We start from the raw sequence: 26,470 nt of genomic DNA on the forward strand, positions 1-26,470 counted from the left end.
TCAAATCACTCCCAGGAGCAACGCGGTCAGGGTCATCAACACCGACGCGGCAAACAGAAAAGGGATGGTGAAGCGCTGGTGATCGGCCAATTCGATCTTGCACAGGCCCACCAACAGGAAGGTCGCCGGGGTCAGCGGGCTGACCGGGAAACCGGTGGTGTGTACACCCAACAACGAGGCCTGGGCCACTTGCAGCGGGTCGACGCCCAGCGCCTTGCCGACTTCGGCGATCACCGGCATCACGCCGAAATAGTAGGAGTCGGGGTCGAACAGCATGCTCAGCGGCATGGACAGGAAGCCCACCACCGCCGGGATCAGCTTGCCGTGGCCGGCCGGAATCTGCGCTACCGCCACTTCAGCGATGGCCTTGAGCATGCCCGTGCCTTGCATGATGCCGGTGAACACCCCGGCGGCGAGCAGGATACTGGCCATGGTCAGGGCGGTTTTCGCATGGGCATCGATGCGGGCGCGCTGGGCGTCCACGTTCGGATAGTTGATGCACAGTGCTACCACGGTGCCGAGCATGAACATCACCACCGGGTCGACCCAGCCGGCGATCATCACCACCATGACCAACACAGTCAGAATCAGGTTGACCCAGAACAGGCGTGGGCGGCGCAGCTTGATGTCGTCGTCGCTGAGCACCCGTTGCGGCATGGCATCCACGCTGGAGCCGGCGCCCAGGCCCAGGCGTTTTTCTTCACGCCGGCCGAGCCACCACGCGCAGGCAAAGACGAAGATCAGGCCGACGATCTGCACCGGGATCAGCGGCTGGAACAGGTCCGCCACCGGTACATGCAAGGCCGCCGAAGAGCGCAGCACCGGGCCGGTCCACGGTAGGAAGTTGACCCCGGCCGCCATCGCGCAGACACAGGCGAGGATGCGTTTGTCGATGCCCAGCCGCGTATACAACGGCAGCATCGCCGGCACCGTCACCAGAAAGGTCACCGCGCCGGAACCGTCCAGGTGCACCAGCAGGGCGAGGGTCGCGGTACCGACGACAATCCGTGTAGGACGCGTCCCTACCGTGCGCAGGATGCGATCAATGATGGGATCGAGCATCCCGGCATCGGTCATGATCCCGAAAAACAGGATCGCGAACACGAACATGCCCACCACAGGGGCGACGTTCTTGATGCCGCTAATGATGAAGGCACTGGTTTGCAGGCCGAACCCACCGAGCAGCGCGGCGATGATCGGCAAGGCGATCAGGGCCACCAGTGGCGAGAGGCGTTTGCTCATGACGGCAGCGAGCAGGCACAGGATGGTAATGACACCCAGGGTAGCGAGCATGGGTTACTCCAGAGCGGCCTTGGTGGCCGGTTATTGTTTTCCCTGGAGTATTGGAAGCGCGTTAGTCTTTGTAAATTGGAATGTTCAGCCAGTCATATTCGTAAAAACAAAACGCTCGAGAAAAACAACAATGAAAAATTCGATCCAGCATATTCAAGCGTTCCTTGCGGTGGCCCGTACCGGCAGCTTTACCAAGGCCGCCCATGAGCTGCATCTTTCGCCTTCGGCACTCACCGTGCAGGTGCAACAACTCGAAGACTGGCTCGGCGTCGCCCTGCTCGACCGCAGCCCCCGGCATGTGAGCATCACCGCTGCCGGCCAGGACGCGCGCGGGCCGATGGAAAAGCTGCTGCTGGACCTGGACAACATCGTCACCGGCTCCCGCGACCTCGCGGCCTTGCGCCGTGGCGTGGTCACCCTCGCGGCCCTGCCTTCGGTCTGCGCCGGCGCCCTGCCCCCGGCCCTGCGCCGGTTTCGCGAGCGTTTTGCCGGGATCGAAGTGCGTTTGCAGGACCTGGTGGCCCACCGTATTCATGCCCAGGTGCGCGCAGGCGAAGTGGATTTTGGTATTGGCGTACGGGCGCGGCTAAGCCATGGCCTGGAGTTCGTGCCGGTCCTGAATGATCGGCTGTGTGCATTTGTGCCCCTGGACCACCCCCTCGCCCATCATCGCCAATTGACCCTGGAGCAACTGGCGGACCAACCGATCATCCTCACCGGCCGCGACAGCAGCGTGCGCGAGCAGGTGGACGCGTTGTTTGACGAAACGCGGCTGACGATGAATGCCGGGATGGAGGCCAACTACATGTCGACGGTGCTGGCGTTGGTGCGCCAGGGCCTGGGGATCAGTGTGCTGCCGGAGTCGGCGGCGGACAGCCTGGCGGGGTTGAAGCGCATCGACATTGACCATCCTGGGGTGAACCGGGAGATCGGGTTGATCAGTCGCAGCGGCATGGGCCTGAGCCCGGCGGCGCAGCGCTGTTTTGACCTGCTGAATTATGAATTATCTGACACGACATCGAGCTGAATGTGGGAGGGGGCAAGTCGAATCGTCGCACCGCCCTCCCACATTTTTTGACCGCGGTGATCAGTCGAGCATCGCCACATGCTTGGGATGGCTGGCCACGCGCTTCAACCACGCCTGCACCGCGGGGTAAGGCGCCAGGTCAAAACCCCCTTCATGGGCCACATGGGTGTAGGCATACAGCGCAATATCGGCAATCGAATACTGGTCGCCCACCAGGTAAGGCGTGGCCTGCAACTGACGCTCCATCACCCGCAAGGCCTTGTAACCGCCCTTGTGGGTGGTCTTGTATTCCTCCAGGCGATCTTCCGGCATGTTCAGGTAAAACTGGATAAACCGCGCCACTGCAATGTACGGCTCGTGGCTGTACTGCTCGAAGAACTGCCATTGCAGCACTTGGGTGCGCAGGCGCGGCTCGGTAGGCAGGAACTCGCTGCCATCGGCAAGGAAGTTGAGGATCGCGTTGGACTCCCACAGGCAGGTGCCGTCTTCCAGTTCCAGCACCGGGATCTTACCGTTGGGGTTCTTGGCCAGGAATTCAGGGGTCTCGGTATCGCCGTTGAGGATGTCGATATCCACCCATTGATACGGGATGCCCAGCAGGTTGAGCATCAATTTGACCTTGTAGCAGTTGCCCGACTTGTAATCGCCATAAACCTTGTACATGGGGCTCCCCTTATGCCGCTTGCGCGTGCTGTGCTTGACGGACCACTGCGGCCAGGCGTTTGAGCCCTTCGTCCAGGCGGGCCGGGTCGATGTGGCTGAAGTTGAGTCGCAGTGAGCCTAAATGCTGGTCCGGCTCGGAAAAGAACGGTTCACCGGGCATGAACGCGACGTCCTGATCGAGCGCAGGAGCCAACAAGGTGCGGGTATCGAGCGGCTGTTTCAAGGTCAGCCAGAAGAATAATCCGCCCTGGGGCACTTGCCAGTCGGCCAGATCGGCGAAGTGACGCGCCAATGCAACCTGGAATGCATCGCGGCGCTCGCGGTAGAAACTGCGCAGTTCCACCAAGTGCTGCTGGTATTTCTGCGTGCCGATCCACTGCATGGCCTGCCACTGGCCGACGCGATTGGTGTGCAGGTCCGCCGACTGCTTGAGCTTGAGCAAGTGCGGGAACAGGTCGGGGCTGGCGATCAGGTAGCCCACGCGCAGGCCGGGCAGCAGGGTCTTGGAGACCGTGCCGGTGTAGATCCAGCTGGCTTTTTTCAAGCGGCCGACGATGGGCTGCGCACTGCCGCCGTCGAAGGTCAGCTCGCGATAGGGTTCGTCTTCGATCAGGGTCACGCCGAACTCGTCGAGCAAGGCGGCGACGGCCTCGCGCTTGGCTTCGCTGTAGCGCACGGCCGAAGGGTTCTGGAAGGTCGGGATCAGGTAGATGAACGCCGGGCGATGGCGCTCGAGGTTGGCGCGCAGGCTGGTCAGGTTGGGGCCATCGGCTTCCAGTTGCACGGTGAGACAGTCGGCGCCGAACAGCTGGAAGATCTGCAACGCAGCGAGGTAAGTCGGGCCTTCCAGCAGGATCTGGGTGCCTTTGTCGATATACAGCTTGGCCGCCAGGTCCAGGGTTTGCTGGGAACCGCTGACCACCAGCACCTGGCTGGCCTGGCACGGCACACCCAACGCACGCGCCTCGGCGGCGAGCAGTTCACGCAACTGCGGCTCACCTTCGCTCATGCCGTATTGGCCGATATTCAGCGGCATATCATCCCAGTCCAGCGCCGGCAGCATGGCTTCGGCCGGCAGGCCACCGGCAAACGACATCACTTCCGGGCGCTGGGCGGCCGCGAGGATTTCACGGATCAAGGAGCTTTTGAGGCGCGTAACACGTTCAGAGAAGGCCATAAGGTCACCGCTAGCGAAGCCTGTGGGAAATACGTCAAACTGGTTGACCGAAATTACGACAGCTTGAGTGGATACGTCAACATGCTTGACCTTAAAAACCAAAACAGCCAGCAACAAGCCATGGAAGCGTTCTTCTTCGGTTACCAGGCGTTCACTGCCAAGGCCGATGAAATGCTCGAGCGCCGTGGGCTGAGCCGGGTGCACCAGCGCATCGTGTTTTTTATCGCGCGCTACCCGGCGTTGAGCGTCAAGGAACTGCTGGAATTGCTCGGTGTGAGCAAGCAGGCGCTGAACATGCCGCTACGCCAATTGCAGGAAATGCACCTGGTGGACAGCGTTGCGTCGGAGACCGACAAGCGCAAACGCCTGCTGGAATTGACCGAGGAAGGCCTGCGTTTCGAGCAGTCGCTGCGCCGTGAACAGGTGAAGTTGTTGCGGCGCGCCTTCGCCGAAGCTGGGGAAGAAGCGGTGACGGGCTGGCTGGCGGTGAATCAGGCACTTGCAGGCCAGCCTTGATCCCGGTGGCGAGTGAGCGTTGCCTTTCATCCTTTTCACACAGAAAATATAAAACATTATTTGCTTTCTTTGTATACAAAAGCATAATTCGCTTCGTGCGAGTTCCTGACCTATCAGTCAACAAAACCCGCCGGTACCTCACAGCGCACCGCGCTGGACATAACAATAAAATGCTTGAGGAGTACTCGCTGTGGATAGCCGCAAATCCGAAGCCCCGACGCTGGACCTTGCCCCCTCACAGAACGGCTGGCTGGAACGCCTGTTCAAACTGCGCTTGCATGGCACCACAGTGAAGACCGAGCTGATCGCCGGCCTCACCACCTTCATCACCATGGCCTACATCATCTTCGTCAACCCCAATATCATGGCCGACGCCGGCATCGATCACGGCGCTGCGTTCGTCGCCACCTGCATCGCCGCCGCGCTGGGGTGCCTGTTGATGGGCCTGTACGCCAACTGGCCGGTGGGCCTGGCGCCGGGCATGGGGCTGAATGCGTTTTTCACCTACACCGTGGTCGGCACCATGGGCTACCACTGGGAAACCGCGCTGGGTGCGGTGTTTATTTCCGGGGTGCTGTTCATGGGCCTGACGCTCTCCCGGGTGCGCGAATGGCTGCTCAACAGCATTCCGGTGAGCCTGCGCCACGCCATGGGCGCCGGTGTCGGGTTGTTCCTCGGGGTGATCGGACTGAAAACCGCTGGCATTATCGTCGACAGCCCGGCCACGCTGATCAAGCTCGGTTCGCTGCACGAGCCGGCGCCGCTGCTGGCGGCGGTGTGTTTCCTGCTGATCGCGATCCTCAGCTACCACCGGGTGTTCGGCGCGATCCTCATCAGCATCATCGCCGTGACCCTGGCCGGCTGGGGTCTCGACCTGGTGCACTACAACGGCATTCTCTCCACGCCTCCGAGCCTGGCGCCGACCTGGATGGCCATGGACATAAAAGGTGTATTCAATGTCAGCATGATCAGCGTTGTATTTGCCTTCCTGTTTGTGCACATGTTTGATACTGCGGGTACACTGATGGGCGTTGCGCAACGCGCCGGGTTGGTCAACGCCGACGGCAAGATCGATAACCTGTCCCGCGCCCTGAAGGCCGACAGCGCTTCGAGTGTGTTCGGCGCCATGGTGGGTGTGCCGCCGGTGACCAGCTACGTGGAAAGCGCTGCCGGAGTTGCCGCCGGGGGCCGTACCGGGTTGACGGCGGTAACGGTCGGCGTGTTGTTTGTAGCGGCGATGTTTTTCGCGCCGCTGGCGGGGATGATTCCGGCCTATGCCACCGCAGGCGCGCTGATCTACGTGGCGATGCTGATGATGGCGAGCATGGCCCACATCAATTGGGATGAGGCCACCGACAGCATCCCGGCCATCGTGACCGCGATAATGATGCCCCTGACCTTCTCGGTCGCTGACGGTATCGCTCTGGGCTTTATCACCTATGTGGCGCTCAAGGCCGGTACCGGCAAGTACCGCGAGATTTCCGTAAGCCTGTGGGTGTTGTGCGCGATCTTTATCGCCAAGTTCGTCTTTCTATAGAAAAGGAGCATGCAATGAGTCTGGAAACCTGGCTGCTGTTCAGCGGCGCTGCGCTGGTGGTGATCCTGATCCCGGGGCCGCTGTCGTTGCTGATGATCAGCAACAGCCTGAACTACGGCCTGCGCCGCTCCTACCCGGCGTTTCTCGGCGGAGTGATCGCCTCGATCTGCCTGCTGAGCGCGTCGGCCCTGGGCCTGGGCGCATTGCTGCTCGCTTCGGAACAACTCTTCAGCGCGTTGAAGATTGTCGGTGCGCTGTACCTGTTCTACCTCGCCTGGCAGAGCTGGCAGCAATCGCGCCTGCCGTCCCAGGGCGCGAAGGTTCCGGAAGCGGCCCCGGTGCCGCGTTTTCGCGCGCTGTTCGGTCGCGCCTTTGTACTGGGGGCCAGCAATCCCAAGGACATCCTGTTTTTCGCCGCCTTCCTGCCGCAATTCCTCAGTAGCCAGCAACCCTTCCTGCCGCAATTGCTGATCATGATCGCCACCTGGACCCTGCTCGACCTGCTGTGCAAGCTGGCCTATGGCCTGGGCGCCCATGGGGCTGCGCGGTACCTGCGCAGCGGTTCGGGCCAGAGCTGGTTCAACCGTGTCAGTGCCGCCCTGTTCGGCTGTGCCGGCGTTGTCTCGCTGATCAAAGTCAGAGCGGGTTCACTTTGACAAAGTAAACCGTGGGCGGCACGTTCCCCAGGCTGGGCCATTGAACGCCGGTGACGATCCGGACCAGGCGTTGTTCATCCAGAGCCCCCTGGACCGTCGCGGCCAGCACGGAATCCTTATGGGATTGGATTGCCGTGTTGAGCCACTTATCCGAGAGTTTCGTTTTCAACTGAATGGCCCCTCGCTCAAGCCATTGGTAAGTCATGTAGTACAGATGGTTCGAACGGGGATGAGTCGCTATCAATTCATTAGGGCGTATCGTTCCGCGCCGCACCTGCCATTCGTGAAGACTGAAGCCCTGCCCTTCCAGCACGGCCTTGACTGCCGCCTGCTGCGCGGTACTGCGCTGCGGCGCGAGTTGCTTGCTCTCGGTTCTGAGCCTCGGCTCCAACGTTACATCCGGCCTGAAATCGACACGGGTAAAGCCGGGCGCCTTGCCTTCGTAACCGATAAGTAAATTGGCGCCCCTCCTTTCAGTGGGCCGCAACAACTTCAGTAAATCATCCGTCTGACCAAGCCTCACGGGGTTTGGGGTCAACCAGTCGTCCAGCGTTGCACGCAGGTTAAGCAAATGACTGGCCGTTACCGAGCGAGAAGCGTCTGCCAACTCAATGACCCTTGCGAGCGCAAACTCCCGGCTCTTGCTGGTCATGGTCGGAAAAGCCCTGCCGATCAATGGCTCGAGCGGCCCATCGAAGAGCGGCGCATGCAACTGCCATTGACCCGATGAAGTGCGCGAGACCGGAATCGGCTGCTCTCCAAGCGCTGTACCTGTCCAACGCTCGATGTCTACGTGAGCCTTTGAAACCAGCTGTTCGTTCCTGGCGATAAACGCGATGTTGTCCAACGGCGCATGCTCGCCTTGGTGCAGCAACCGGTAATAGCCGATCCCCGAGTGCGTTGGCGTGTCATACCTCGGCCCCACGTAGATGGCATCGTAGGGAAACCCTGGAGCTTCCTGATGAAGATGAAACACACCGTAAGCCGAGCTACCCAACGATTGATTCTCGGGCACCTGGATTCGCCAGTCGGACCAATAATTGGCGGGCGCGGATGACTGGCGAATGCGATTTTCCGTCGCATTGCGCGCAATGGGGGGGTGCCAGTCCGCCGGCTGGGCGAGCGCTCGCAACGGGCTCAGTACCCCCCGAACTCGGTCCAGCCACGGGTGCATCTGCCCCAAGCAGCCATTCACCGGGGGAATAAATCGTCAGAATCAGCTCATCCGCCCCCGGTGTCGTCTTGTTCTTCAGGCGAAAGAACCCCTCATCGCCACGGCGGTATACCGGGAAGTGATGCGTACCTTCGACAATGAAATGCTCGCCGCGCGCAACGTAAATGCCCTGCTCGCCCAGCCCGCTCAACGCGACGGCGTCCGCTGGCACACCCTGGCCCCTGAAGCCCTCCACGGGCTTGAGCCGGGTGACCATCGATGGCGACTTGGGCAGGCGGGAAACCCGGCCGGGCTGGATGGCCGCCGAGCGGTGGATACGATTCAAGCCGACATCGAGCGAACGCCGCCATGGACGAACCACAGCGCCCGGCTTCGGTTTGGGGCCGGGAACGAAGGTCAGCAAAAGCTCTATGCTCAAGAACAGCGTGCCGAAAACCACATCTACCGCGTCGCGCCCCTCACCACTGTGGTGATAACGCCGCGAGGTCAGTAGCAACTCATACAACTGGTTAACCAACCCGAACAGGGGGGAAAAAACAGATACCAATGCGCGCCGGCGGGTATCCTTTTCCTCTTCCAGCCGCAGCTCTCGGTACTTTTCCAGGGTCTTGCCGGAATTGCTGTTGGCCTGGGCCTGATGGTGCAGGTCCAGTACCCGTGCGTGATACAACAAGGCCCTGGCATCGCAGTGTGAGGTAGGCACCAGGGCCAGCCAGTTCAGGGAATCGCTGGCAATCTGCTCATGGATCTGTTTTTCGATCTCCTCGACAAGCGCAGTGGGCAACCGGTGTTTAATGGTGAATGAGCGCACGAACTCGGCGCCGCGCCAGACCCCGTGCGACATCGCATATTCAGGGTTTAGAAAGGCCAGGCCGAACGATACCGGCGCCCCGCCCAGTGGGCCGGGATGATGAGTAATGGCTTCAAACGCCCAGCCGGGCGCGACATGACGGGCCAGTGCCGCGACATTATCAGGCCGCGCGCCCATGCTGTTCAGGTACTCTCTGGCGTGCTGCAGGCTGACATGCTCCGTGAGGTTGACGGTATCCGGCGCAGTCGGCCAGTAGACCACGCAGAGCAGGGAAGACAGGTCGTGAATCACCAGGATTCCGCCGATGTAGCGATCGTGCTGCAGGGTGTGGCCCACCAGATGAACCACGTAGAGTTGCAATTGATGGCCGTTTTTACGCAGGTGTTCGGGAGTTTCCGCTGCCATCGCGGTATTGAAAAGGCTCTGCGCACTCGCTGTCAGCCCCTGTTGAATCGCCGAATACAGATGAACATCGGTGCCGGTCAGCAAAGCGCGCTGGAGTAATTGCGGGACACGCGCGTCACCGTCACTGGACTCACCAGCAGGCGGCGGATAAAAGACCTTGTTGATCAACGCCTCGTAGCGGCCTCCTACATCCAGCGACGACACCATGTTGACCAGATAATGTGTGCCCAGCAGCTGTTTCCAGGCCGCCTGCAGATAGCGCCCGTAGCGGAAACGCCACCAGGTGGGCATCATTTGTGGGTCCAGGTTATGCAGCACCAATTGCAGCAGGCTGAAGGATCTGCGCTGCGTGCTGGGGGTCAGGATCTCGTTGCGGTCCCCCACCGGACAGGCGCTATCCCATCCGCAGAACCGTCCATCGACCTGGTCCGGCAGCTCGATAAAGGGGGTGTCGATGTCCAGTTTCGGATACAGGCCATCCTCGCGCAGGCGGGCGACCAAGGCACTGCGGGCAAAGGTTTGCAGATCAGGCAAACGCCGCCTAAGGCCCTCTTCAAAAGCCCACGTATTGCCCAGGTAGCGGCTCTGCAAATGTTTGAAGCGGTTACGTTGGGCCACTGCCGCCTTGGCCAGCCACAGCGGCAACTTTTTTCTGGCACCTGCGGCTTTACGTACCAGGTCGAAATGCGCCCGTGCTTGAATCAGCGCAGCGTTGACGGGTGCGCTGAGGCCCTCCTCCAACTCGACCGCCAACAACAGGCGGCTCAGTTGGGCATCCTGGGTTTCGCTGAAAATACTCGCGCGGTCATCAATACTGCGTTGCAGGCTGACATACCCCTTGACCAGCCTTTTGAGCGCAAGCAGTACGGGATTGCCCTCGATGGGTTCGTACCCCACCACCAAGGTTTGACGGCCGACATACTCACGCACCGCGTTGCGATCCGGCCGATCGACATAGCGCCATAACATCGACTCATCCCGACTGCCGAGACTGGCCTTGATGCTGCGGGATAACGCCGCCAAGCGGCTAAAGGTGGCCACGCCGCCCTCCCGTCCGAAAGCGCAGAGCACCACAGGAGCCCGCTGCCCGTAATCACGGACCGCCGCTGCCCGGGTGACCGCAAACACGCTGTGCAGCGGGTACGTGGCGTCAGTCCCATTGCCCAGCCGCACGCCAAGCACGCGGCAGTCACTGCCCTGGCGCCTGCTGGCCAGCGGCTTGTCCAGCACCTCGACGAGCAGATTCAGAGCGTCGATGCCAATCAACCCGAGTCGGTGCTGTAACTGGATCGCGCAACGCAGCGTGTCAGTCCACGCGCGGATAACCGTGCCCAGGCGTCTCTGTTTTCCGTCGGGACGCGCTTTCCAGAAGGCCGCCTGGAACAGTTGCAACTGCGCATTCTTCAGCAGCGCGCGCAGTGAGTCCGCCGGCCCCTTGCACTGCGCCTCAAGCGCCACGAAGTCTCGAAAGGCCTGCGTGTCTTCCAAGGGATCCTGCGGGTCGAGCAGCGACATCAGGCCTTGTTCATAACGCTTGAGCTGTTGCAGCACGGTGTTCACCGCCAGCGTGGGTGCGGTACTGGCGAAAATGATTTCCTCACGTCGCCGATGCGCATCCCAGCCCTGCAACTCACGGCGAATATTTCCCAGGCGAGCCTTGCCCACCCAGTGTTGCCTGCCGCGTTCTATGTAGGTGAGGAAAGGGGCTGCGTTGATCGTCGGTGGCAGGTGCCCGCTGGAAAACACCTGCGCGAGGTTGACCGACACCGCACAGGCCAACTCATTTTCCCATTGCCCCTCCAGCACCGCCTGCGCGCTGAACGTCAACGCATCGCCGCGCAACGCCAAGCCGCGAGCAGCCGCGAGGACAGCGGCGGGCCCGCACACCTCGTGCCGACGTCGCAGTGGCAGGCACTGCCAGAGGTCGTCGAACAGCGCGCCATTGATCAGCGCCACCAGGCCACACTGCATGCGAGCAAAGGATGGGTACTCGTAGAACGTGCGATTTGCGCCCGGGAGATACATCACATGGGGTGCCTCCGTCGGGTCGCCCTCACGATAGATATGCAGCGCTCCGGGAATCGGCATCAGCCGTGGCCCCATGCCGGGCCACATCAGCTCACACGCCTGGACGCTGGCCAACGGCCCGCCCGCGCGCTGACGGGCCTCGACCGTCGACGCGTCCACCACCGCCTGGACCATTAGCGCCCCGGCGCTCGAGAGCTCGTTCAAGTGCCGCGCCACAAAGGCCTGGTCGGCGAACAGCTGCTTGTGCAGTTCAACCCAGCGCTCTTTGCGGGTCAGCCAGGAGCCCGGCTCCAATGCCTGCCAATACGCGCCCTGCACGTGGGTAAGCCGAGCCAGCAGATTCAGCGCAATGACCCGCCGCAACGCCTCCAGGGGGGTAAATGGCAAACGGCGGGACGGGTCGGCCTTGAGGCTGACGACCGTAAACTGATTGAGGTTGATCGGCACCGACGGCAAGACCAGCAGCCGTAACGCCCGGTCGGTCAAACTGTCGATTTTTTGTGCCGCGGCCGGCGGCTTGGGTTCGGTAAACAGCAGGGTATCGGGGTCCAGATCAAAGGCCTGGCGCAACTCGGCGCGGATTACTCGCAGCACCCTGGGGGCTCTAAGGATCAGTCGCGCCTGGCATTTCGCCGATTCGGCACAACGCAGGTCGACGCCGACGAGCCGATTGATCAAGAGGCTGGGATGAGGACTGGCGTTGATCCGCCGTGTCAGTTCGGTACGCATGGCCTGCAACACATCGTTGTCAGGTACATCGGAATCGTCAGGTGAGGTCACGGCGGTATCTTCATCGTGGAAAACACCTAGCCTATGCAGCCCATTCCCTCAGGAGGCGCTAGATAATTGAACGCTCTGACATGCAAAAAAAAGCCCGCAGTGTGGGCGGGCGAAAAACCAACGAAGAGCTTTGGGGGTGTGAAGCGAGGTGACGACTCAGCTACCGCGATAGGTGGAGTAGCTGTAAGGCGAAATCAGCAGGGGCACGTGGTAGTGATCCTGCTCGGCGCTGATGCCAAAGCGCAGCACCACGACGTCGAGGAAGGCCGGCTCCGGCAATTGCACGCCACGGGCGCGATAGTAGTCACCGGCGCTGAATTGCAATTGGTACACGCCACTGCGGTACGCTTCGCCTTGCAACAGCGGCGCGTCACAGCGCCCGTCGCTGTTGGTCACGGCGGTACTCACAAGCTCCAACTGCGCGCCTTCGACGCGGTACAGCTCAACCTGGATGGCGCTGCCGGGGCAGCCGTGGGCGGCGTCCAGCACGTGTGTGGTCAGTCGTCCCATGGGGCGGGGCTCCCTTGCATGAAGTGAAATAGGCTGCACCTATACGGGGCATGAAAAAGCCGTTGACGCATCGATTAAGACACTTTTAACAAAAATTGTACACAATAAAAATCACAAAGTTTTGCACACCCTGCGGCGGCTCGATCCTCTACGCGATTTCCCAGCAAGCCTTGCTTTTTAAAGACCTTTTGTCCGTTTGCTGACCAACTGGGCAAGTTTCTTGCAGTACTAAATTGAGCCAAGCACCTGGAAAAAATGCGGAAATGCAGACTTACAAAGTGAGCATTAAGTTGTATACAATCAGCCCATCGCTGTGACGCCACCCAGTCTTTCCGCTGGCCGCCACACACTTGCTACCACGAACAAGAAGGAAGACTGCAGTGAGCGCTGACTACCCACGCGACCTGATCGGTTACGGCAGTAACCCTCCTCACCCCCACTGGCCGGGCAACGCACGCATTGCGCTGTCTTTCGTACTCAACTACGAAGAAGGCGGCGAACGCAACATTTTGCATGGCGACAAAGAGTCCGAAGCCTTCCTCTCGGAAATGGTCTCGGCCCAGCCGCTGCAAGGCGAGCGCAACATGAGCATGGAGTCGCTGTACGAATACGGCAGCCGTGCCGGCGTGTGGCGCATCCTCAAGTTGTTCAAGGAATTCGACATTCCGCTGACCATCTTCGCCGTGGCCATGGCGGCCCAGCGCCATCCGGATGTGATCCGCGCCATGGTTGAAGCCGGCCACGAGATCTGCAGCCACGGCTACCGTTGGATCGACTACCAATACATGGACGAGGCCCAGGAGCGCGAGCATATGCTCGAAGCCATCCGCATCCTCACCGAACTGACCGGCGAACGCCCGTTGGGCTGGTACACCGGGCGCACCGGCCCCAACACGCGGCGGCTGGTAATGGAGGAAGGCGGCTTCCTCTACGACTGCGATACCTACGACGACGACCTGCCCTACTGGGAACCCAACACGCCCAACGGCAAGCCGCACCTGGTGATCCCCTACACCCTCGACACCAACGACATGCGCTTCACCCAGGTGCAGGGCTTCAACAAGGGCGATGACTTTTTCGAGTACCTCAAGGACGCTTTCGACGTGCTGTATGCCGAAGGCAGCGAGGCACCGAAAATGTTGTCCATCGGCCTGCACTGCCGCCTGATCGGCCGTCCGGCGCGCCTGGCCGCGTTGAAGCGCTTTATCGAATACGCCAAAGGCCACGAACAGGTGTGGTTCACCCGCCGCGTCGACATCGCCCGCCACTGGCATGACGTACACCCTTTTCAGGGAGCGGCCAAATGAGCACCTTCCAGACCCTGAAACCCTCGACCTTGAGCCGCGACGCCTTCGTCAACGCCTTCGCCGACATCTACGAACATTCGCCGTGGGTGGCCGAAAAGGCCTTCGACCTGGGCCAGGACGCCTCGATCGACCAGATCGAAACCCTGCACCAGCGCATGAGTGACATCTTGTTGAGCGCGGATCACACCAGTCAGTTGGCGTTGATCAACGCTCACCCGGACCTGGCCGGCAAAGCTGCCGTCCAGGGCCAACTCACCCAAGCCAGCACCGATGAGCAAGCTGGCGCGGGGATTCACCACTGCACGGCCGAAGAGTTCTCACGCTTCACCGAGCTGAACGATGCCTACAAGGCCAAGTTCAAGTTTCCCTTCATCATGGCGGTAAAAGGCAGCAACCGGCATCAGATCCTGGCCGCATTCGAAACGCGCATTCACAACTCGGTAGACGCTGAGTTCAACTGCGCACTGGCCGAGATCAACAAGATCGCGTTGTTCCGTTTACTGACCCTCTAAACGACCATCCCCAGCCACTCTATTTAAGGCAGACAAGAAGAATGAAAGCTTACGCCGTACCTTTCGAGAAGTTCGTCAACCTGGCCGACGCCCGCCTGGGCACCAAGATCATCTCCGTGACGGATGACTGGTTCGCCGACGCCAACCGCCTGTTCCAGCCGACCCCGGCCGTGTGGAAGGAGGGCGTTTTCGATGACAACGGCAAGTGGATGGACGGCTGGGAGTCACGCCGCAAGCGCTTCGAAGGCTACGACAGCGCAGTGATCCGACTGGGCGTACCGGGCTCGATCAAGGGCGTGGACATCGACACTTCATTCTTCACCGGCAACTACCCGCCGTCGGCCTCCCTGGAAGCCTGCTTCCTGGCCTCGGGCGAGCCTGACGACAATACCCAGTGGGTAGAAGTCCTGTCGGCCGTCGAGTTGCAAGGCAACAGCCACCACTACCACGAGATCAGCAACGACCAGGCGTTCAGCCACCTGCGTTTCAACATCTACCCGGATGGCGGCGTGGCCCGTCTGCGTGTGTACGGCGTGCCGTTCCGCGACTGGTCGGCAGTGGGCGACAACGAACAGATCGACCTGGCGGCAGCACTGAACGGTGGCCGCGCACTGGCGTGTTCCGACGAGCACTTCGGGCGCATGAGCAACATTCTCAACCCCGGCCGTGGCGTCAACATGGGTGATGGCTGGGAAACCGCCCGCCGTCGCACGCCAGGCAATGACTGGGTGATCGTCGCCCTGGGCCACCCCGGCGAAATCGAGAAAATCATCGTCGACACCCTGCACTTCAAGGGCAACTACCCGGACACCTGCTCGATCCAGGGCGCCTTCGTGAAGGGCGGCACCGACAGCCAGATCGAAACCCAATCGCTGTTCTGGCGCGAACTGCTGCCGGCACAGAAACTCGAGATGCACGCCGAACACACCTTCGCCGAGCAGATCAAGGCACTGGGCCCGATTACCCACATCCGCTTGAACGTGTTCCCGGATGGCGGTGTGAGCCGCCTGCGCGTACTGGGTAAAGTTTCGAAGTAAGCAGTGAATCCCTGTGGCGAGCGGGCTTGCCCCGCTCGCCACAGGAACTGAATGACACAACACAGAATTCGGATAAGAGACAGCCATGCGCACACTGATGATCGAACCCTTGACCAAAGAAGCCTTCGCCCCTTTCGGAGACGTTATCGAAACCGACGGCAGCGATCACTTCATGATCAACAACGGGTCGACCATGCGCTTTCACAAGCTGGCAACGGTAGAAACCGCACAGCCTGAAGACAACGCGATCATCAGCATCTTCCGCGCCGACGCGCTGGATATGCCGCTGACCGTGTGCATGCTGGAGAGACACCCGCTGGGCAGCCAGGCCTTCATTCCGCTGCTCGGCAACCCCTTTCTGATCGTGGTCGCGCCACTTGGCGATGCACCTGTATCAGGCTTGGTCCGCGCCTTCGTCACCAACGGCAGGCAGGGCATTAATTACCATCGCGGCGTCTGGCACCACCCGGTGCTGACGATCGAAAAGCGGGATGACTTCCTGGTGGTTGATCGCAGTGGCACAGGCAATAACTGCGATGAGCATTTTTTCAAAGAGGATGAGCGGTTGATCCTCGCCCCCCACCAATAAGAGAAGGCCGGATCACCCGACAACAAGGGTGACAGGCGAGAGGTAAAGACTGTGGAAGCACATCTGTTGGAATGGCTGAACCTCAGCGTGCGCTGGGTTCACATGATCACTGGCGTCGCCTGGATCGGCGCTTCGTTCTACTTCGTCTGGCTGGAAAACAACCTCAACCGTGTCAACCCCAAGGACGGCCTGTCCGGTGACTTGTGGGCGATCCACGGTGGCGGTATCTACCACCTGGAAAAATACAAACTGGCCCCGCCGACCATGCCGGACAACCTGCACTGGTTCAAATGGGAGGCCTATTTCACCTGGATGTCGGGCGTCGCGCTGCTGTGCGTGGTGTTCTACCTCAACCCGACGCTGTACCTGCTCGCCCCCGGCAGCAGCCTCAGTGGCAGCGAAGGCGTATTGCTGGGCATCGGCTCACTGTTCGCCGGCTGGTTCATCTACTCCTTCCTCTGCGACTCGGCCCTGGGCAAACGCCCTGCCCTGCTCGGCTTGATCCTGTTCGTACTGTTGATTGCCGCCGCGTACGGTTTCAGCAAAGTGTTCAGCGGCCGGGGGGCGTACCTGCACGTGGGTGCGGTGATCGGCACCATCATGGTCGGTAACGTGTTCCGCATCATCATGCCGGCGCAGCGCGCGTTGGTGGCGGCGATCGCCGAGAACCGCACACCCGATCCGGCCCTGCCGGCCAAGGGTCTGCTGCGTTCACGGCACAACAACTACTTCACCCTGCCGGTGCTGTTCATCATGATCAGCAACCACTTCCCGAGCACCTACGGCAGCCAATACAACTGGCTGATCCTGGCGGGTATTGCGGTGGCGGCGGTGTTGGTGCGGCACTACTTCAACACTCGGCATAACAGCCAGAAGTATGCGTGGACCTTGCCGGTGGGTGCGTTGGCCATGATTTGCCTGGCGTATGTGACCGGCCCCAAGCCGGCCGAACCGATTGCCAAGGCACCTGCGGCCATCGAGTACCAACCGTTGCCGGAAACCGCATTGGGCGGCGGCTTGAAACCTGCCGCGCCTGCGGCGACCGAACCTGCTGCCGCACCTGCGCCCGCCCAGGCGACGATTGATTTCGACAAGGTCCACGGGGTGATCCAGGAACGCTGCGCCGTGTGCCATTCGGCCAAGCCCACCAGCCCGCTGTTCAGCACCGCGCCGGCCGGGGTGATGTTCGACACTCCGGCGCAGATCCAGCAACAGGCGGCGCGTATCCAGGCGCAGGCGGTGGCCAGCCAGATCATGCCGTTGGGCAACATCACCCAGATGACCCAGCAGGAGCGGGATTTGATTGGCACCTGGATCAACCAGGGGGCGCGTACCAACTAACAGATTCACATAGTTCCAATGTGGGAGGGGGCTTGCCCCCGATAGCGGTGTGTCATTTAAAACATCAGTGACTGAACCACGGCAATCGGGAGCAAGCCCCCTCCCACAGGGGACTGCAGTGATTTAGAGATTGCGTTCCACACAACACAACAATAAAAAGATCCGAGGTGTTGCATGACCGAGTTAGTCGACCCGCAGATTCCTGCCGCGCCCGCCATGGTGCGGCTGCCCCTCTTGCAACTGATTCTGGTAGGCCTGCAACACGTCTTGCTGATGTACGGCGGCGCCGTCGCCGTACCCCTGATCATTGGCCAGGCCGCCGGCCTGAGCCGTGAAGAAATCGCCTTTCTGATCAACGCCGACCTGCTGGTAGCCGGCATCGCCACCCTGGTGCAGTCGTTCGGCATCGGCCCGGTGGGCATCCGCATGCCGGTGATGATGGGCGCCAGTTTCGCCGCCGTCGGCAGCATGGTCGCCATGGCCGGTATGCCCGGTATCGGCTTGCAGGGCATCTTCGGCGCCACCATCGCCGCCGGGTTCTTCGGCATGCTGATCGCGCCGTTCATGTCCAGGATCGTGCGCTTTTTTCCGCCGCTGGTGACCGGCACCGTGATCACCGCCATCGGCCTGTCGCTGTTCCCTGTGGCCGTGAACTGGGCCGGTGGCGGCAGCGCAGCCGCCACCTTCGGCTCACCGATTTACCTGGCGATTGCCGCCCTGGTACTGGCCACCATCCTGCTGATCAACCGCTTCATGCGCGGCTTCTGGGTGAATATCTCGGTGCTGATCGGCATGGGCCTGGGTTACGCCTTGTGCGGGGCCATCGGCATGGTCGACCTCAGCGGCCTGGCCCAGGCGCCGTGGGTGCAAGTGGTGACGCCGCTGCACTTCGGCATGCCGAAGTTCGAGTTGGCGCCGATCCTGTCGATGTGTCTGGTGGTGGTGATCATCTTTGTCGAATCCACCGGGATGTTCCTGGCGCTGGGCAAGATCACCGGCCAGGACGTCACGCCGAAAATGCTGCGCCGTGGCTTGCTGTGTGATGCCGGTGCGTCGTTCTTCGCCGGGTTCTTCAACACCTTCACTCACTCCTCCTTCGCGCAGAACATCGGCCTGGTGCAAATGACCGGCGTGCGTTGCCGCTCGGTGACGATCATGGCCGGTGCCTTCCTGATCGTGCTCAGCCTGCTGCCCAAGGCCGCTTACCTGGTGGCGTCGATTCCGCCGGCGGTGCTCGGCGGTGCGGCGATTGCCATGTTCGGCATGGTGGCGGCCACCGGTATCAAGATTCTCCAGGAGGCCGACATCGCCGACCGCCGCAACCAGTTGCTGGTGGCGGTGAGCATCGGCATGGGCCTGATCCCGGTGGTGCGCCCGGAGTTCTTCGCACAGTTGCCACTGTGGATGAGCCCGATTACCCACAGCGGGATTGCCATGGCCACCCTCAGCGCACTATCGCTGAATATCCTGTTCAATATTCTCGGCGGCGCTGAGCGCCCCGTAGTCGACCCCGCCCACACCTGAGGCATGCCCCATTGTCGCCCTGTGCGCGCTGTAACGGCGCACTTGAGCCCTGACGTGGGAGCCAGTATTCTCCGCGCCCGCTTGAATTGACGGTTGTTTGCCGCCTTGGCGCGGGTCTTGCTGTAGCAATAAAGCTGACCATTCAGACCACTTTTATAACCACCCAAAGGCGCCACACCAGAGCGCCTGTGCAGAAGAAAAACCATAAAACTTTAACTCGGGAGCAACCGAATGAAACCTATGTTCAAAGGCCTGATGCTGGCGGGATCCCTGCTGGCCGGCGGCCAGGCCGTGGCCGGTGACTTGTTGCAGTGGCAGAACAACAGCCTGACGTATCTGTGGGGCAAGAGCTTTACCGTCAACCCACAGATCCAGCAAACCGTCACGTTCGAACATGCCGATGCCTGGAAGTACGGCGACAACTTCGTCTTCGTCGACCGCATCTTTTACAACGGCAAGGAAGACGGCAACGTCGGCCCAAGCACGTATTACGGTGAGGTCAGCCCGCGACTGTCGTTCGGTAAGATTTTCGACCAGGACCTGTCCTTCGGCCCGATCAAGGATGTGTTGCTGGCCTTCACGTATGAGTTCGGCGAAGGCGACAACGAGTCGTACCTGCTCGGCCCTGGCTTTGACCTGAACGTCCCTGGCTTCGACTATTTCCAGTTGAACTTCTACCAGCGCCAGACCGAAGGCAATCGCCCGGGTGACGGTGTGTGGCAGATCACCCCGGTATGGGCGTACACCCTCCCCGTGGGCAACTCCGACATCCTGATCGACGGCTTTATGGATTGGGTGGTGGACAACGACAAGAACGCCCGTGGCACTTACCACGCCAACCTGCACTTCAACCCACAGGTCAAATACGACTTGGGCAAGGCGCTGCATTGGGGCGACAAGCAGTTGTATGTAGGTTTTGAATACGACTACTGGAAGAACAAGTACGGGATCGAGGATTCGGGCGCGTTCAAGACGAACCAGGACACAGCGAGCTTCCTGGTCAAGTACCACTTCTAAAAGCCAATGCAAGACAAACGTGGGAGGGGGCTTGCTCCCGATAGCGAAGTGTCAGTCACTATATTTGTTGACTGACACACTGCTATCGGGAGCAAGCCCCCTCCCACATTCAGATAGGCGGCAGGCGCAGAAACCGCATGATCTCTTCGCGCTTGGCCAGCGCATCTTTCCTGCCCAACTCGATCAATTCGCTGCAATACCCCGCCTCGAACAGCAAGTAACTCAGCACCCCCGCCCCGCTCGTCTTGGTCGCCCCCGGCCCACGCAGGAACAACCGCAACGCCGCCGGCAATTCCTGCCGATGTCTTGCCGCGATTTCATCGATCGGCTGGCTTGGCGCAATCACCAGCACTTCCACCGGTGCCAGGCCACGGGCCGCGCTGTCGGCGGGCTGGTGATGACTGAACTGGTTCAGACGCTCCAGCAGTTCGATATCGCTTTCCAGGCTGTCGATGAACGTGCTGTTGAGCATATGCCCACCGATTTGTGCCAGGGTCGGCTCCTGGCCGGTGTAGGTACGTTGCACCGCCGGCTCATTGCCCCGTGGGTTGCCGCTGACGCCCACCACCAGCACACGGGTCGCCCCCAGGTGCAGCGCCGGACTGATGGGGGCGGATTGGCGCACCGCGCCGTCGCCGAAATATTCCTGGTCGAGTTTCACCGGGGCAAACAGCAAGGGGATCGCCGAACTGGCCAGCAGGTGATCAACCGTCAGTTGCGTCGGCACGCCGATACGTCGATGGCGCAGCCAGGCATCGATGGTGCCGCCACCCTGATAGAAGGTCACCGCCTGCCCGGACTCATAGCCGAAGGCCGTCACCGCCACGGCGTGCAAATGCTTGTGGCGGATAGCCTCGTCGATGCCATCCAGGTTCAACCGCTCGTGCAACAGGTCGCGCAACGGTGAGCTGTTGAGCAACGCCACCGGTACCTGGGCGCCGATGCCCAGTAGGCTGTGGATGAGGAAGCGACTCGCCTGGCGGATCACCCCAGGCCAGTCACTGCGCAGCACCAGGTGGCTGCGAAAGCCCTGCCAGAAGGCCGTAAGGCGCCCGATAGCGGCGGTGAAGTCCATGGCGCCGCTGGCCAGGGTCACCGCATTGATCGCGCCGGCCGAGGTGCCGACGATCACCGGAAAGGGATTGGCTGCTCCCGGCGGCAACAGCTCGGCAATCGCCGCCAACACCCCCACCTGATACGCCGCTCGCGCCCCGCCGCCGGAGAGAATCAAGCCTGTAACCGGTTCAGCTGGGTGCATTGCGTCACTCCGTATGGGAAAAAGTCGCTATCAGCGACGGCGTTTTTCGTACAGCTTGGGCTCGCCCGGTGGACGGCTCTTGAAGCGGCGGTGGGTCCACAGGTATTGCTCGGGGCACTCGCGCACCGAGGCTTCGACCCATTGGTTGATGCGCAGGCAGTCCACCTCATCACTTTCCCCCGGGAAGTCGGTCAACGGTGGGTGGATCACCAGGCGGTAACCGCTGCCGTCCGCCAGGCGCTCCTGGGTGAACGGCACCACCAGCGCCTTGCCCAGTTTGGCGAACTTGCTGGTAGCAGGCACGGTAGCGGCCTGGATGCCGAACAGCGGCACAAAGATACTTTGCTTGGCGCCGTAGTCCTGGTCCGGTGCATACCAGATGGCGCGACCGGCACGCAGCAGCTTGAGCATGCCGCGCACGTCTTCGCGCTCGACCGCCAGGGAATCGAAGTTATGCCGCTCACGGCCACGGCGCTGGATATAGTCGAACAGCGGGTTACCGTGCTCGCGGTACATGCCATCGATGGTGTGCTTCTGCCCCAGCAAGGCAGCGCCGATTTCCAGGGTGGTGAAGTGCAGGGCCATGAGGATCACGCCCTTGCCATCCAGTTGGGCCTGCTTGAGGTGTTCGAGGCCTTCGACGTGGGCCAGGCGCGCCAGGCGCTGGCGCGACCACCACCAGCTCATGGCCATTTCAAAGAAGGCGATGCCGGTGGAGGCAAAGTTCTCCTTGAGCAGGCGCTTGCGCTCTTTGGCGGATTTTTCCGGGAAACACAGTTCCAGGTTTCGCGCGGCGATGCGGCGGCGTTCGCCGGCCACATGGTACATGCCCGCACCCAGCAGGCGACCAATGGTCAGCAGCACGCGGTATGGCAGTTGGGTAACCAGCCACAGCAGGCCGAGTCCCTGCCATAACAGCCAAAAACGCGGGTGAAAAAATGCAGCTCGAAAACGCGGGCGATCCATTACAGATTCCGGGAAAGACAGGGCCGCGCATTCTACAACGGTTCGACTCGGCTTGCGGCCAGTGAGTGTTCTCGTTATAAGTCTCGACACTTTTCGTGACAAGCCGCTTTTTGCCGACCATGAGCCAAACCGAACCGCTAGACCAAGATCCCGTGTTCCAGCTGAAAGGCAGCATGCTCGCCATCACCGTGCTGGAACTGGCCCGCAACGACCTTGACGCCCTGGACCGCCAACTCGCCGCCAAGGTTGCCCTGGCGCCGAATTTCTTCAACAACGCCCCGCTGGTACTGGCCCTGGACAAACTGCCGGCCGGCCAAGGCGCTATCGATCTGCCCGGCCTGATGCGCGTGTGCCGCTCCCATGGCCTGCGGACCCTGGCGATTCGCGCCAGCCGTATCGAAGACATTGCCGCAGCCATCGCAATTGAACTGCCAGTACTGCCGCCCTCCGGCGCCCGTGAGCGTCCGCTTGAACCTTTGGTCGGAGAGGTGACGAAAAAACCGGAAAAACCACCGGAACCGACGATCAAGCCTACAAAGATAATCACTGCGCCCGTACGCGGTGGGCAGCAGATTTACGCCCAGGGCGGCGACCTGGTGGTGATCGCCTCGGTCAGTCCCGGCGCGGAACTTCTCGCCGATGGCAACATCCATGTATACGGCCCGATGCGCGGCCGAGCCCTCGCCGGCATCAAGGGTGATACCAAGGCCCGCATTTTTTGCCAGCAATTGACCGCCGAACTGGTGTCCATCGCGGGCCAGTACAAGGTTTCAGAAGATTTGCGCCGTGATCCGCTGTGGGGCGCCGCAGTGCAAGTCAGCCTGTCGGGCGATGTGTTGAACATCATCCGTCTTTAACGGATACTGCCGCATTTTCCAAGCATCTCTAGACTCTGATAGCACAGCGAAACCGGCAATACTTGTGTAGGAATGATTGAAAGCTGGCGTTTCCCCTAAGGAAACCACATCTTTTTCCTACAAGGGCTGTCCGCCTGCAGCGAGTTCCAAGAGATGTTTTTCAGGGACTGAAAGGTCCTTTTTCCTTAGGGGTGAAACACCTTGGCCAAGATTCTCGTGGTTACATCCGGCAAGGGTGGTGTGGGTAAGACCACCACCAGCGCCGCTATCGGTACCGGCCTCGCACTGCGCGGCCACAAAACAGTCATCGTCGACTTCGACGTCGGTTTGCGTAACCTCGACCTGATCATGGGCTGCGAACGCCGCGTGGTGTACGACTTCGTCAACGTGGTGAACGGTGAAGCCAACCTGCAACAGGCCCTGATCAAGGACAAGCGCCTTGAAAACCTGTATGTACTGGCCGCCAGCCAGACCCGCGACAAAGATGCGCTGACCAAGGAAGGCGTAGGCAAGGTTCTCGCTGAACTTAAGGAAACCTTCGAGTACGTAGTGTGCGACTCGCCGGCCGGTATCGAAACCGGTGCTCACCTGGCGATGTACTTCGCCGATGAAGCCATCGTGGTGACCAACCCGGAAGTGTCTTCGGTACGTGACTCGGACCGCATGCTCGGCCTGTTGGCCAGCAAGTCCCAGCGCGCCGAGAAAGGTGAAGACCCGATCAAGGAGCACCTGCTGCTCACCCGCTACAACCCTGAGCGCGTCAGCAATGGCGAAATGCTCGGTGTTGAAGACGTCAAGGACATCCTCGCCGTGACCCTGCTGGGTGTGATCCCGGAATCCCAGGCAGTCTTGAAGGCTTCAAACCAGGGCGTGCCGGTGATTCTCGACGACCAGAGCGACGCCGGCCAGGCGTACAGCGATGCTGTCGATCGTTTGCTGGGCAAGTCCGTGGAACATCGCTTCCTCGATGTAAAGAAGAAGGGATTCTTCGAGCGTATCTTTGGAGGCAACTAAACAATGAAATTTCTCGACTTCTTTCGCGCCAACAAAAAGCCAAGCACCGCGTCGGTCGCGAAAGAGCGTCTACAGATCATCGTGGCGCACGAACGCGGCCAACGCAGCACCCCGGATTACCTGCCAGCCTTGCAGAAGGAACTGGTCGAGGTGATCCGCAAGTACGTCAATATCGGCAACGATGACGTGCATGTCGCCCTTGAAAACGACGGCAGCTGCTCGATTCTGGAACTCAATATCACCCTGCCTGATCGTTGATCGAACAGGCGGCCGCCACGGCGGCTCGGTCACCTTGATCCCTTTGCGGGAACCGGGTGGTCGAGCCGCCGTTGGCGTTTGTTACGAGGCTGTTTAATGCCGCTGTCCACTATTCATATCCTGCATCAGGACGACGCTGTCCTGGTGGTGAACAAACCGACCCTGCTGCTCTCGGTGCCTGGCCGCGCCGATGACAACAAGGACTGCCTGATCACCCGCCTGCAGGAAAACGGCTACCCCGAAGCCCGCATCGTCCATCGCCTGGACTGGGAAACCTCGGGGATCATCCTGCTGGCCCGGGACGCCGATACCCATCGCGAACTGTCCCGCCAGTTTCACGACCGCGAAACCGAAAAGGCCTACACCGCTTTGGCCTGGGGCCAGCCGGAACTGGACAGCGGCAGCATCGACCTGCCCTTGCGCTATGACCCGCCGACCAAGCCGCGCCATGTGGTGGACCACGAGTTCGGCAAGCACGCGCTGACCTTCTGGAAAGTGCTGGAACGCTGTGGCGACTGGTGCCGCGTCGAGCTGACGCCGATCACCGGGCGCTCGCACCAGTTGCGTGTGCACATGCTATCCATCGGCCATCCGTTGCTGGGTGATGGTTTGTATGCCCACGAACAGGCCCTGGCTGCGTGGCCGCGCCTGTGCCTGCATGCGAGCATGCTGAGCTTCACTCACCCGCAAAGCGGCGAGCGCTTGCGCTTTGAGTGCCCTGCACCGTTCTAAAGCTGTAAATACAGTAAATGTGGGAGGGGCGGTGCACTTCTCGCCCTCGAACGGTAAACTCCGCGCATTGCTGTCTGGAGCTATTTATGCGCGAAGCGTTGAATCAAGGCCTGATCGATTTCCTCAAGGCCTCCCCTACTCCTTTTCATGCCACAGCCGCCCTGGCCCAGCGCCTGGAAGCGGCCGGTTTCCAGCGCCTCGACGAGCGCGAGACTTGGGCCACCGAAGCCAACGGTCGCTACTACGTGACCCGCAACGACTCCTCGATCATCGCCTTCAAGCTCGGCCGCCACTCGCCGCTGCAAGGCGGGATTCGCCTGGTCGGCGCCCATACCGACAGCCCGTGCCTGCGGGTCAAGCCCCAGCCTGAGCTGCAGCGCCAGGGTTTCTGGCAACTGGGCGTGGAAGTCTACGGCGGCGCGCTGCTGGCGCCGTGGTTCGACCGCGACCTGTCCCTGGCCGGCCGCGTCACCTTCCGCCGTGACGGCAAGGTCGAAAGCCAGCTGATCGACTTCAAGCTGCCCATCGCCATCATCCCCAACCTGGCCATTCACCTGAACCGTGAAGCCAACCAGGGCTGGGCGATCAATGCCCAGACCGAGTTGCCGCCGATCCTCGCGCAATTTGCCGGTGATGAGCGCGTGGACTTCCGTGCCGTGCTCACCGAGCAGCTTGCACGGGAGCATGGGCTCAACGCCGATGTGGTGCTCGACTACGAGTTGAGCTTCTACGACACCCAGGGCGCCGCCGTGATCGGCCTCAATGGCGACTTCATCGCCGGCGCACGCCTCGACAACCTGCTGTCGTGCTACGCCGGTCTGCAAGCCCTGCTCACCAGCGAGAGCGACGAAACCTGCGTGCTGGTGTGCAACGACCACGAGGAAGTCGGTTCCTGCTCGGCCTGCGGTGCCGATGGCCCGATGCTGGAACAGACCCTGCGTCGCCTGCTGCCCGAAGGTGATGAATTCGTACGCACCATCCAGAAATCCCTGCTGGTGTCGGCCGACAATGCCCACGGCGTACACCCGAACTACGCCGACAAGCACGACGCCAACCACGGCCCCAAGCTCAATGCCGGCCCGGTGATCAAGGTCAACAGCAACCAGCGCTACGCCACCAACAGCGAAACCGCCGGGTTCTTCCGCCACCTGTGCATGGCCGAAGAAGTGCCGGTGCAGAGCTTTGTGGTGCGCAGCGACATGGGCTGCGGCTCGACCATCGGCCCGATCACTGCCAGCCACCTGGGTGTACGTACGGTGGACATCGGTTTGCCGACGTTTGCCATGCACTCCATTCGTGAACTGTGCGGCAGCCATGACCTGGCGCATTTGGTGAAGGTGTTGGGCGCGTTCTACGCCAGCCACGACCTGCCCTGATCAAACCTCCTGTAGGCGCTGGCTTGCCAGCGCCTACAGGAAATCCAACCTGACACATATCAACGCCACCTTCTGCAATCCGACCTAGACTTGTCAGTATTCCCA

The 26,470-nt window shown here is 61.1% G+C and carries 24 protein-coding genes; 16 read left to right on the forward strand and 8 right to left on the reverse strand.

What is annotated here, in order from left to right; translation table 11 throughout:
• The gene (locus tag FBY10_RS12905; protein ID WP_145336490.1) at nt 1-1,293 is read right to left on the reverse strand and encodes a CitMHS family transporter; all 1,293 of its coding nucleotides are present in this window, start codon (nt 1,291-1,293) and stop codon (nt 1-3) included.
• 130 nt (nt 1,294-1,423) lie between these two features.
• On the opposite strand from FBY10_RS12905, the gene FBY10_RS12910 reads away from it, so the two are divergent.
• Nucleotides 1,424-2,320: a LysR family transcriptional regulator gene (locus tag FBY10_RS12910; RefSeq protein WP_145336492.1), complete on the forward strand. Its 897-nt coding sequence runs from the start codon at nt 1,424-1,426 to the stop codon at nt 2,318-2,320.
• A gap of 60 nt (nt 2,321-2,380) precedes the next feature.
• Here FBY10_RS12910 and FBY10_RS12915 read toward each other — a convergent pair whose 3' ends face one another.
• Nucleotides 2,381-2,983 (reverse strand): glutathione S-transferase family protein, encoded by a 603-nt coding sequence (locus tag FBY10_RS12915; RefSeq protein ID WP_131700368.1) that lies wholly within the window; start codon nt 2,981-2,983, stop codon nt 2,381-2,383.
• Nucleotides 2,984-2,993: 10 nt separating this feature from the next.
• The gene (locus FBY10_RS12920; RefSeq protein ID WP_145336493.1) at nt 2,994-4,160 is read right to left on the reverse strand and encodes a PLP-dependent aminotransferase family protein; all 1,167 of its coding nucleotides are present in this window, start codon (nt 4,158-4,160) and stop codon (nt 2,994-2,996) included.
• An 81-nt stretch (nt 4,161-4,241) separates the two neighbouring features.
• Here FBY10_RS12920 and FBY10_RS12925 point away from each other — a divergent pair, with 81 nt between their 5' ends.
• The 3 genes from FBY10_RS12925 to FBY10_RS12935 all read left to right on the forward strand — a co-directional run bounded on the left by FBY10_RS12925 (nt 4,242) and on the right by FBY10_RS12935 (nt 6,869).
• Nucleotides 4,242-4,676 (forward strand): MarR family winged helix-turn-helix transcriptional regulator, encoded by a 435-nt coding sequence (locus FBY10_RS12925; RefSeq protein WP_145336495.1) that lies wholly within the window; start codon nt 4,242-4,244, stop codon nt 4,674-4,676.
• Nucleotides 4,677-4,866: 190 nt separating this feature from the next.
• Nucleotides 4,867-6,213: an NCS2 family permease gene (locus FBY10_RS12930; RefSeq protein WP_145336497.1), complete on the forward strand. Its 1,347-nt coding sequence runs from the start codon at nt 4,867-4,869 to the stop codon at nt 6,211-6,213.
• A gap of 14 nt (nt 6,214-6,227) precedes the next feature.
• A complete protein-coding gene (locus FBY10_RS12935) occupies nt 6,228-6,869 on the forward strand; it encodes a LysE family translocator (protein ID WP_131700364.1) in 642 nt (213 codons plus the stop codon).
• Here FBY10_RS12935 and FBY10_RS31745 read toward each other — a convergent pair.
• From FBY10_RS31745 to uraH, 3 genes are all read right to left on the reverse strand, one after another.
• Nucleotides 6,850-7,884 (reverse strand): hypothetical protein, encoded by a 1,035-nt coding sequence (locus tag FBY10_RS31745; protein ID WP_256663449.1) that lies wholly within the window; start codon nt 7,882-7,884, stop codon nt 6,850-6,852. The two genes, FBY10_RS12935 and FBY10_RS31745, sit on opposite strands and share 20 nt — an antisense overlap.
• Nucleotides 7,859-12,067: a dermonecrotic toxin domain-containing protein gene (locus tag FBY10_RS12940; protein ID WP_256663450.1), complete on the reverse strand. Its 4,209-nt coding sequence runs from the start codon at nt 12,065-12,067 to the stop codon at nt 7,859-7,861. Before FBY10_RS12940 ends, FBY10_RS31745 begins: the two co-directional genes overlap by 26 nt.
• Before the next feature lie 156 nt (nt 12,068-12,223).
• The gene (gene uraH / locus FBY10_RS12945) at nt 12,224-12,577 is read right to left on the reverse strand and encodes a hydroxyisourate hydrolase (RefSeq protein ID WP_131700362.1); all 354 of its coding nucleotides are present in this window, start codon (nt 12,575-12,577) and stop codon (nt 12,224-12,226) included.
• A 380-nt stretch (nt 12,578-12,957) separates the two neighbouring features.
• Between uraH and puuE the strand changes: the two genes are divergently transcribed.
• From puuE to FBY10_RS12980, 7 genes are all read left to right on the forward strand, one after another.
• Nucleotides 12,958-13,884 (forward strand): allantoinase PuuE, encoded by a 927-nt coding sequence (puuE, locus tag FBY10_RS12950; RefSeq protein WP_131700361.1) that lies wholly within the window; start codon nt 12,958-12,960, stop codon nt 13,882-13,884.
• Entirely contained in the window at nt 13,881-14,396 is a 516-nt protein-coding gene (uraD, locus tag FBY10_RS12955) for a 2-oxo-4-hydroxy-4-carboxy-5-ureidoimidazoline decarboxylase (protein WP_145336499.1), read from the forward strand. Before puuE ends, uraD begins: the two co-directional genes overlap by 4 nt.
• A 41-nt stretch (nt 14,397-14,437) precedes the next feature.
• Nucleotides 14,438-15,433: an allantoicase gene (alc, locus tag FBY10_RS12960; RefSeq protein ID WP_092486418.1), complete on the forward strand. Its 996-nt coding sequence runs from the start codon at nt 14,438-14,440 to the stop codon at nt 15,431-15,433.
• 85 nt (nt 15,434-15,518) lie between these two features.
• Nucleotides 15,519-16,022, forward strand: a complete 504-nt coding sequence (locus tag FBY10_RS12965; protein WP_027603915.1) for an ureidoglycolate lyase — start codon at nt 15,519-15,521, stop codon at nt 16,020-16,022.
• A gap of 51 nt (nt 16,023-16,073) precedes the next feature.
• Nucleotides 16,074-17,363, forward strand: a complete 1,290-nt coding sequence (locus tag FBY10_RS12970) for a urate hydroxylase PuuD (protein WP_053129242.1) — start codon at nt 16,074-16,076, stop codon at nt 17,361-17,363.
• A gap of 174 nt (nt 17,364-17,537) precedes the next feature.
• Nucleotides 17,538-18,887 carry a nucleobase:cation symporter-2 family protein gene (locus FBY10_RS12975; RefSeq protein ID WP_145336501.1) on the forward strand — a complete coding sequence of 450 codons (1,350 nt, stop codon included), beginning with the start codon at nt 17,538-17,540 and terminating at the stop codon, nt 18,885-18,887.
• 231 nt (nt 18,888-19,118) lie between these two features.
• Nucleotides 19,119-19,904 carry an outer membrane protein OmpK gene (locus FBY10_RS12980; protein ID WP_145336503.1) on the forward strand — a complete coding sequence of 262 codons (786 nt, stop codon included), beginning with the start codon at nt 19,119-19,121 and terminating at the stop codon, nt 19,902-19,904.
• Nucleotides 19,905-20,013: 109 nt separating this feature from the next.
• Here FBY10_RS12980 and FBY10_RS12985 read toward each other — a convergent pair whose 3' ends face one another.
• Complete coding sequence (locus FBY10_RS12985; RefSeq protein WP_145336505.1) at nt 20,014-21,162, reverse strand: patatin-like phospholipase family protein; 1,149 nt, start codon at nt 21,160-21,162, stop codon at nt 20,014-20,016.
• A gap of 30 nt (nt 21,163-21,192) precedes the next feature.
• Nucleotides 21,193-22,128, reverse strand: a complete 936-nt coding sequence (locus FBY10_RS12990; RefSeq protein ID WP_145336507.1) for a lipid A biosynthesis lauroyl acyltransferase — start codon at nt 22,126-22,128, stop codon at nt 21,193-21,195.
• Nucleotides 22,129-22,247: 119 nt separating this feature from the next.
• Here FBY10_RS12990 and minC point away from each other — a divergent pair, with 119 nt between their 5' ends.
• The 5 genes from minC to FBY10_RS13015 all read left to right on the forward strand — a co-directional run bounded on the left by minC (nt 22,248) and on the right by FBY10_RS13015 (nt 26,365).
• Nucleotides 22,248-22,985 carry a septum site-determining protein MinC gene (gene minC / locus FBY10_RS12995; RefSeq protein ID WP_131700405.1) on the forward strand — a complete coding sequence of 246 codons (738 nt, stop codon included), beginning with the start codon at nt 22,248-22,250 and terminating at the stop codon, nt 22,983-22,985.
• Between the two features lie 201 nt (nt 22,986-23,186).
• Complete coding sequence (gene minD, locus FBY10_RS13000; RefSeq protein WP_092486440.1) at nt 23,187-23,999, forward strand: septum site-determining protein MinD; 813 nt, start codon at nt 23,187-23,189, stop codon at nt 23,997-23,999.
• A 3-nt stretch (nt 24,000-24,002) separates the two neighbouring features.
• A complete protein-coding gene (gene minE / locus FBY10_RS13005; RefSeq protein WP_003175252.1) occupies nt 24,003-24,257 on the forward strand; it encodes a cell division topological specificity factor MinE in 255 nt (84 codons plus the stop codon).
• A gap of 96 nt (nt 24,258-24,353) precedes the next feature.
• Nucleotides 24,354-24,989: an RluA family pseudouridine synthase gene (locus FBY10_RS13010; RefSeq protein WP_027603908.1), complete on the forward strand. Its 636-nt coding sequence runs from the start codon at nt 24,354-24,356 to the stop codon at nt 24,987-24,989.
• 86 nt (nt 24,990-25,075) lie between these two features.
• Nucleotides 25,076-26,365 carry a M18 family aminopeptidase gene (locus tag FBY10_RS13015; protein ID WP_131700355.1) on the forward strand — a complete coding sequence of 430 codons (1,290 nt, stop codon included), beginning with the start codon at nt 25,076-25,078 and terminating at the stop codon, nt 26,363-26,365.
• Nucleotides 26,366-26,470 lie beyond the last annotated feature (105 nt).

Origin of the sequence: Pseudomonas sp. SJZ103, assembly GCF_007828335.1 — a bacterium.
Taxonomy (GTDB): Bacteria; Pseudomonadota; Gammaproteobacteria; order Pseudomonadales; family Pseudomonadaceae; genus Aquipseudomonas.

Excerpts from the sequence above, each read along its gene's own strand:
- FBY10_RS12905 (WP_145336490.1), bottom strand. The coding sequence starts at position 1,293 with ATGCTCGCTACCCTGGGTGTCATTACCATCCTGTGCCTGCTCGCTGCC.
- FBY10_RS12910 (WP_145336492.1), top strand. The coding sequence starts at position 1,424 with ATGAAAAATTCGATCCAGCATATTCAAGCGTTCCTTGCGGTGGCCCGT.
- FBY10_RS12915 (WP_131700368.1), bottom strand. The coding sequence starts at position 2,983 with ATGTACAAGGTTTATGGCGATTACAAGTCGGGCAACTGCTACAAGGTC.
- FBY10_RS12920 (WP_145336493.1), bottom strand. The coding sequence starts at position 4,160 with ATGGCCTTCTCTGAACGTGTTACGCGCCTCAAAAGCTCCTTGATCCGT.
- FBY10_RS12925 (WP_145336495.1), top strand. The coding sequence starts at position 4,242 with ATGCTTGACCTTAAAAACCAAAACAGCCAGCAACAAGCCATGGAAGCG.
- FBY10_RS12935 (WP_131700364.1), top strand. The coding sequence starts at position 6,228 with ATGAGTCTGGAAACCTGGCTGCTGTTCAGCGGCGCTGCGCTGGTGGTG.
- uraH (WP_131700362.1), bottom strand. The coding sequence starts at position 12,577 with ATGGGACGACTGACCACACACGTGCTGGACGCCGCCCACGGCTGCCCC.
- uraD (WP_145336499.1), top strand. The coding sequence starts at position 13,881 with ATGAGCACCTTCCAGACCCTGAAACCCTCGACCTTGAGCCGCGACGCC.
- alc (WP_092486418.1), top strand. The coding sequence starts at position 14,438 with ATGAAAGCTTACGCCGTACCTTTCGAGAAGTTCGTCAACCTGGCCGAC.
- FBY10_RS12965 (WP_027603915.1), top strand. The coding sequence starts at position 15,519 with ATGCGCACACTGATGATCGAACCCTTGACCAAAGAAGCCTTCGCCCCT.
- FBY10_RS12975 (WP_145336501.1), top strand. The coding sequence starts at position 17,538 with ATGACCGAGTTAGTCGACCCGCAGATTCCTGCCGCGCCCGCCATGGTG.
- FBY10_RS12980 (WP_145336503.1), top strand. The coding sequence starts at position 19,119 with ATGAAACCTATGTTCAAAGGCCTGATGCTGGCGGGATCCCTGCTGGCC.
- FBY10_RS12985 (WP_145336505.1), bottom strand. The coding sequence starts at position 21,162 with ATGCACCCAGCTGAACCGGTTACAGGCTTGATTCTCTCCGGCGGCGGG.
- FBY10_RS12990 (WP_145336507.1), bottom strand. The coding sequence starts at position 22,128 with ATGGATCGCCCGCGTTTTCGAGCTGCATTTTTTCACCCGCGTTTTTGG.
- minC (WP_131700405.1), top strand. The coding sequence starts at position 22,248 with ATGAGCCAAACCGAACCGCTAGACCAAGATCCCGTGTTCCAGCTGAAA.
- minE (WP_003175252.1), top strand. The coding sequence starts at position 24,003 with ATGAAATTTCTCGACTTCTTTCGCGCCAACAAAAAGCCAAGCACCGCG.
- FBY10_RS13010 (WP_027603908.1), top strand. The coding sequence starts at position 24,354 with ATGCCGCTGTCCACTATTCATATCCTGCATCAGGACGACGCTGTCCTG.
- FBY10_RS13015 (WP_131700355.1), top strand. The coding sequence starts at position 25,076 with ATGCGCGAAGCGTTGAATCAAGGCCTGATCGATTTCCTCAAGGCCTCC.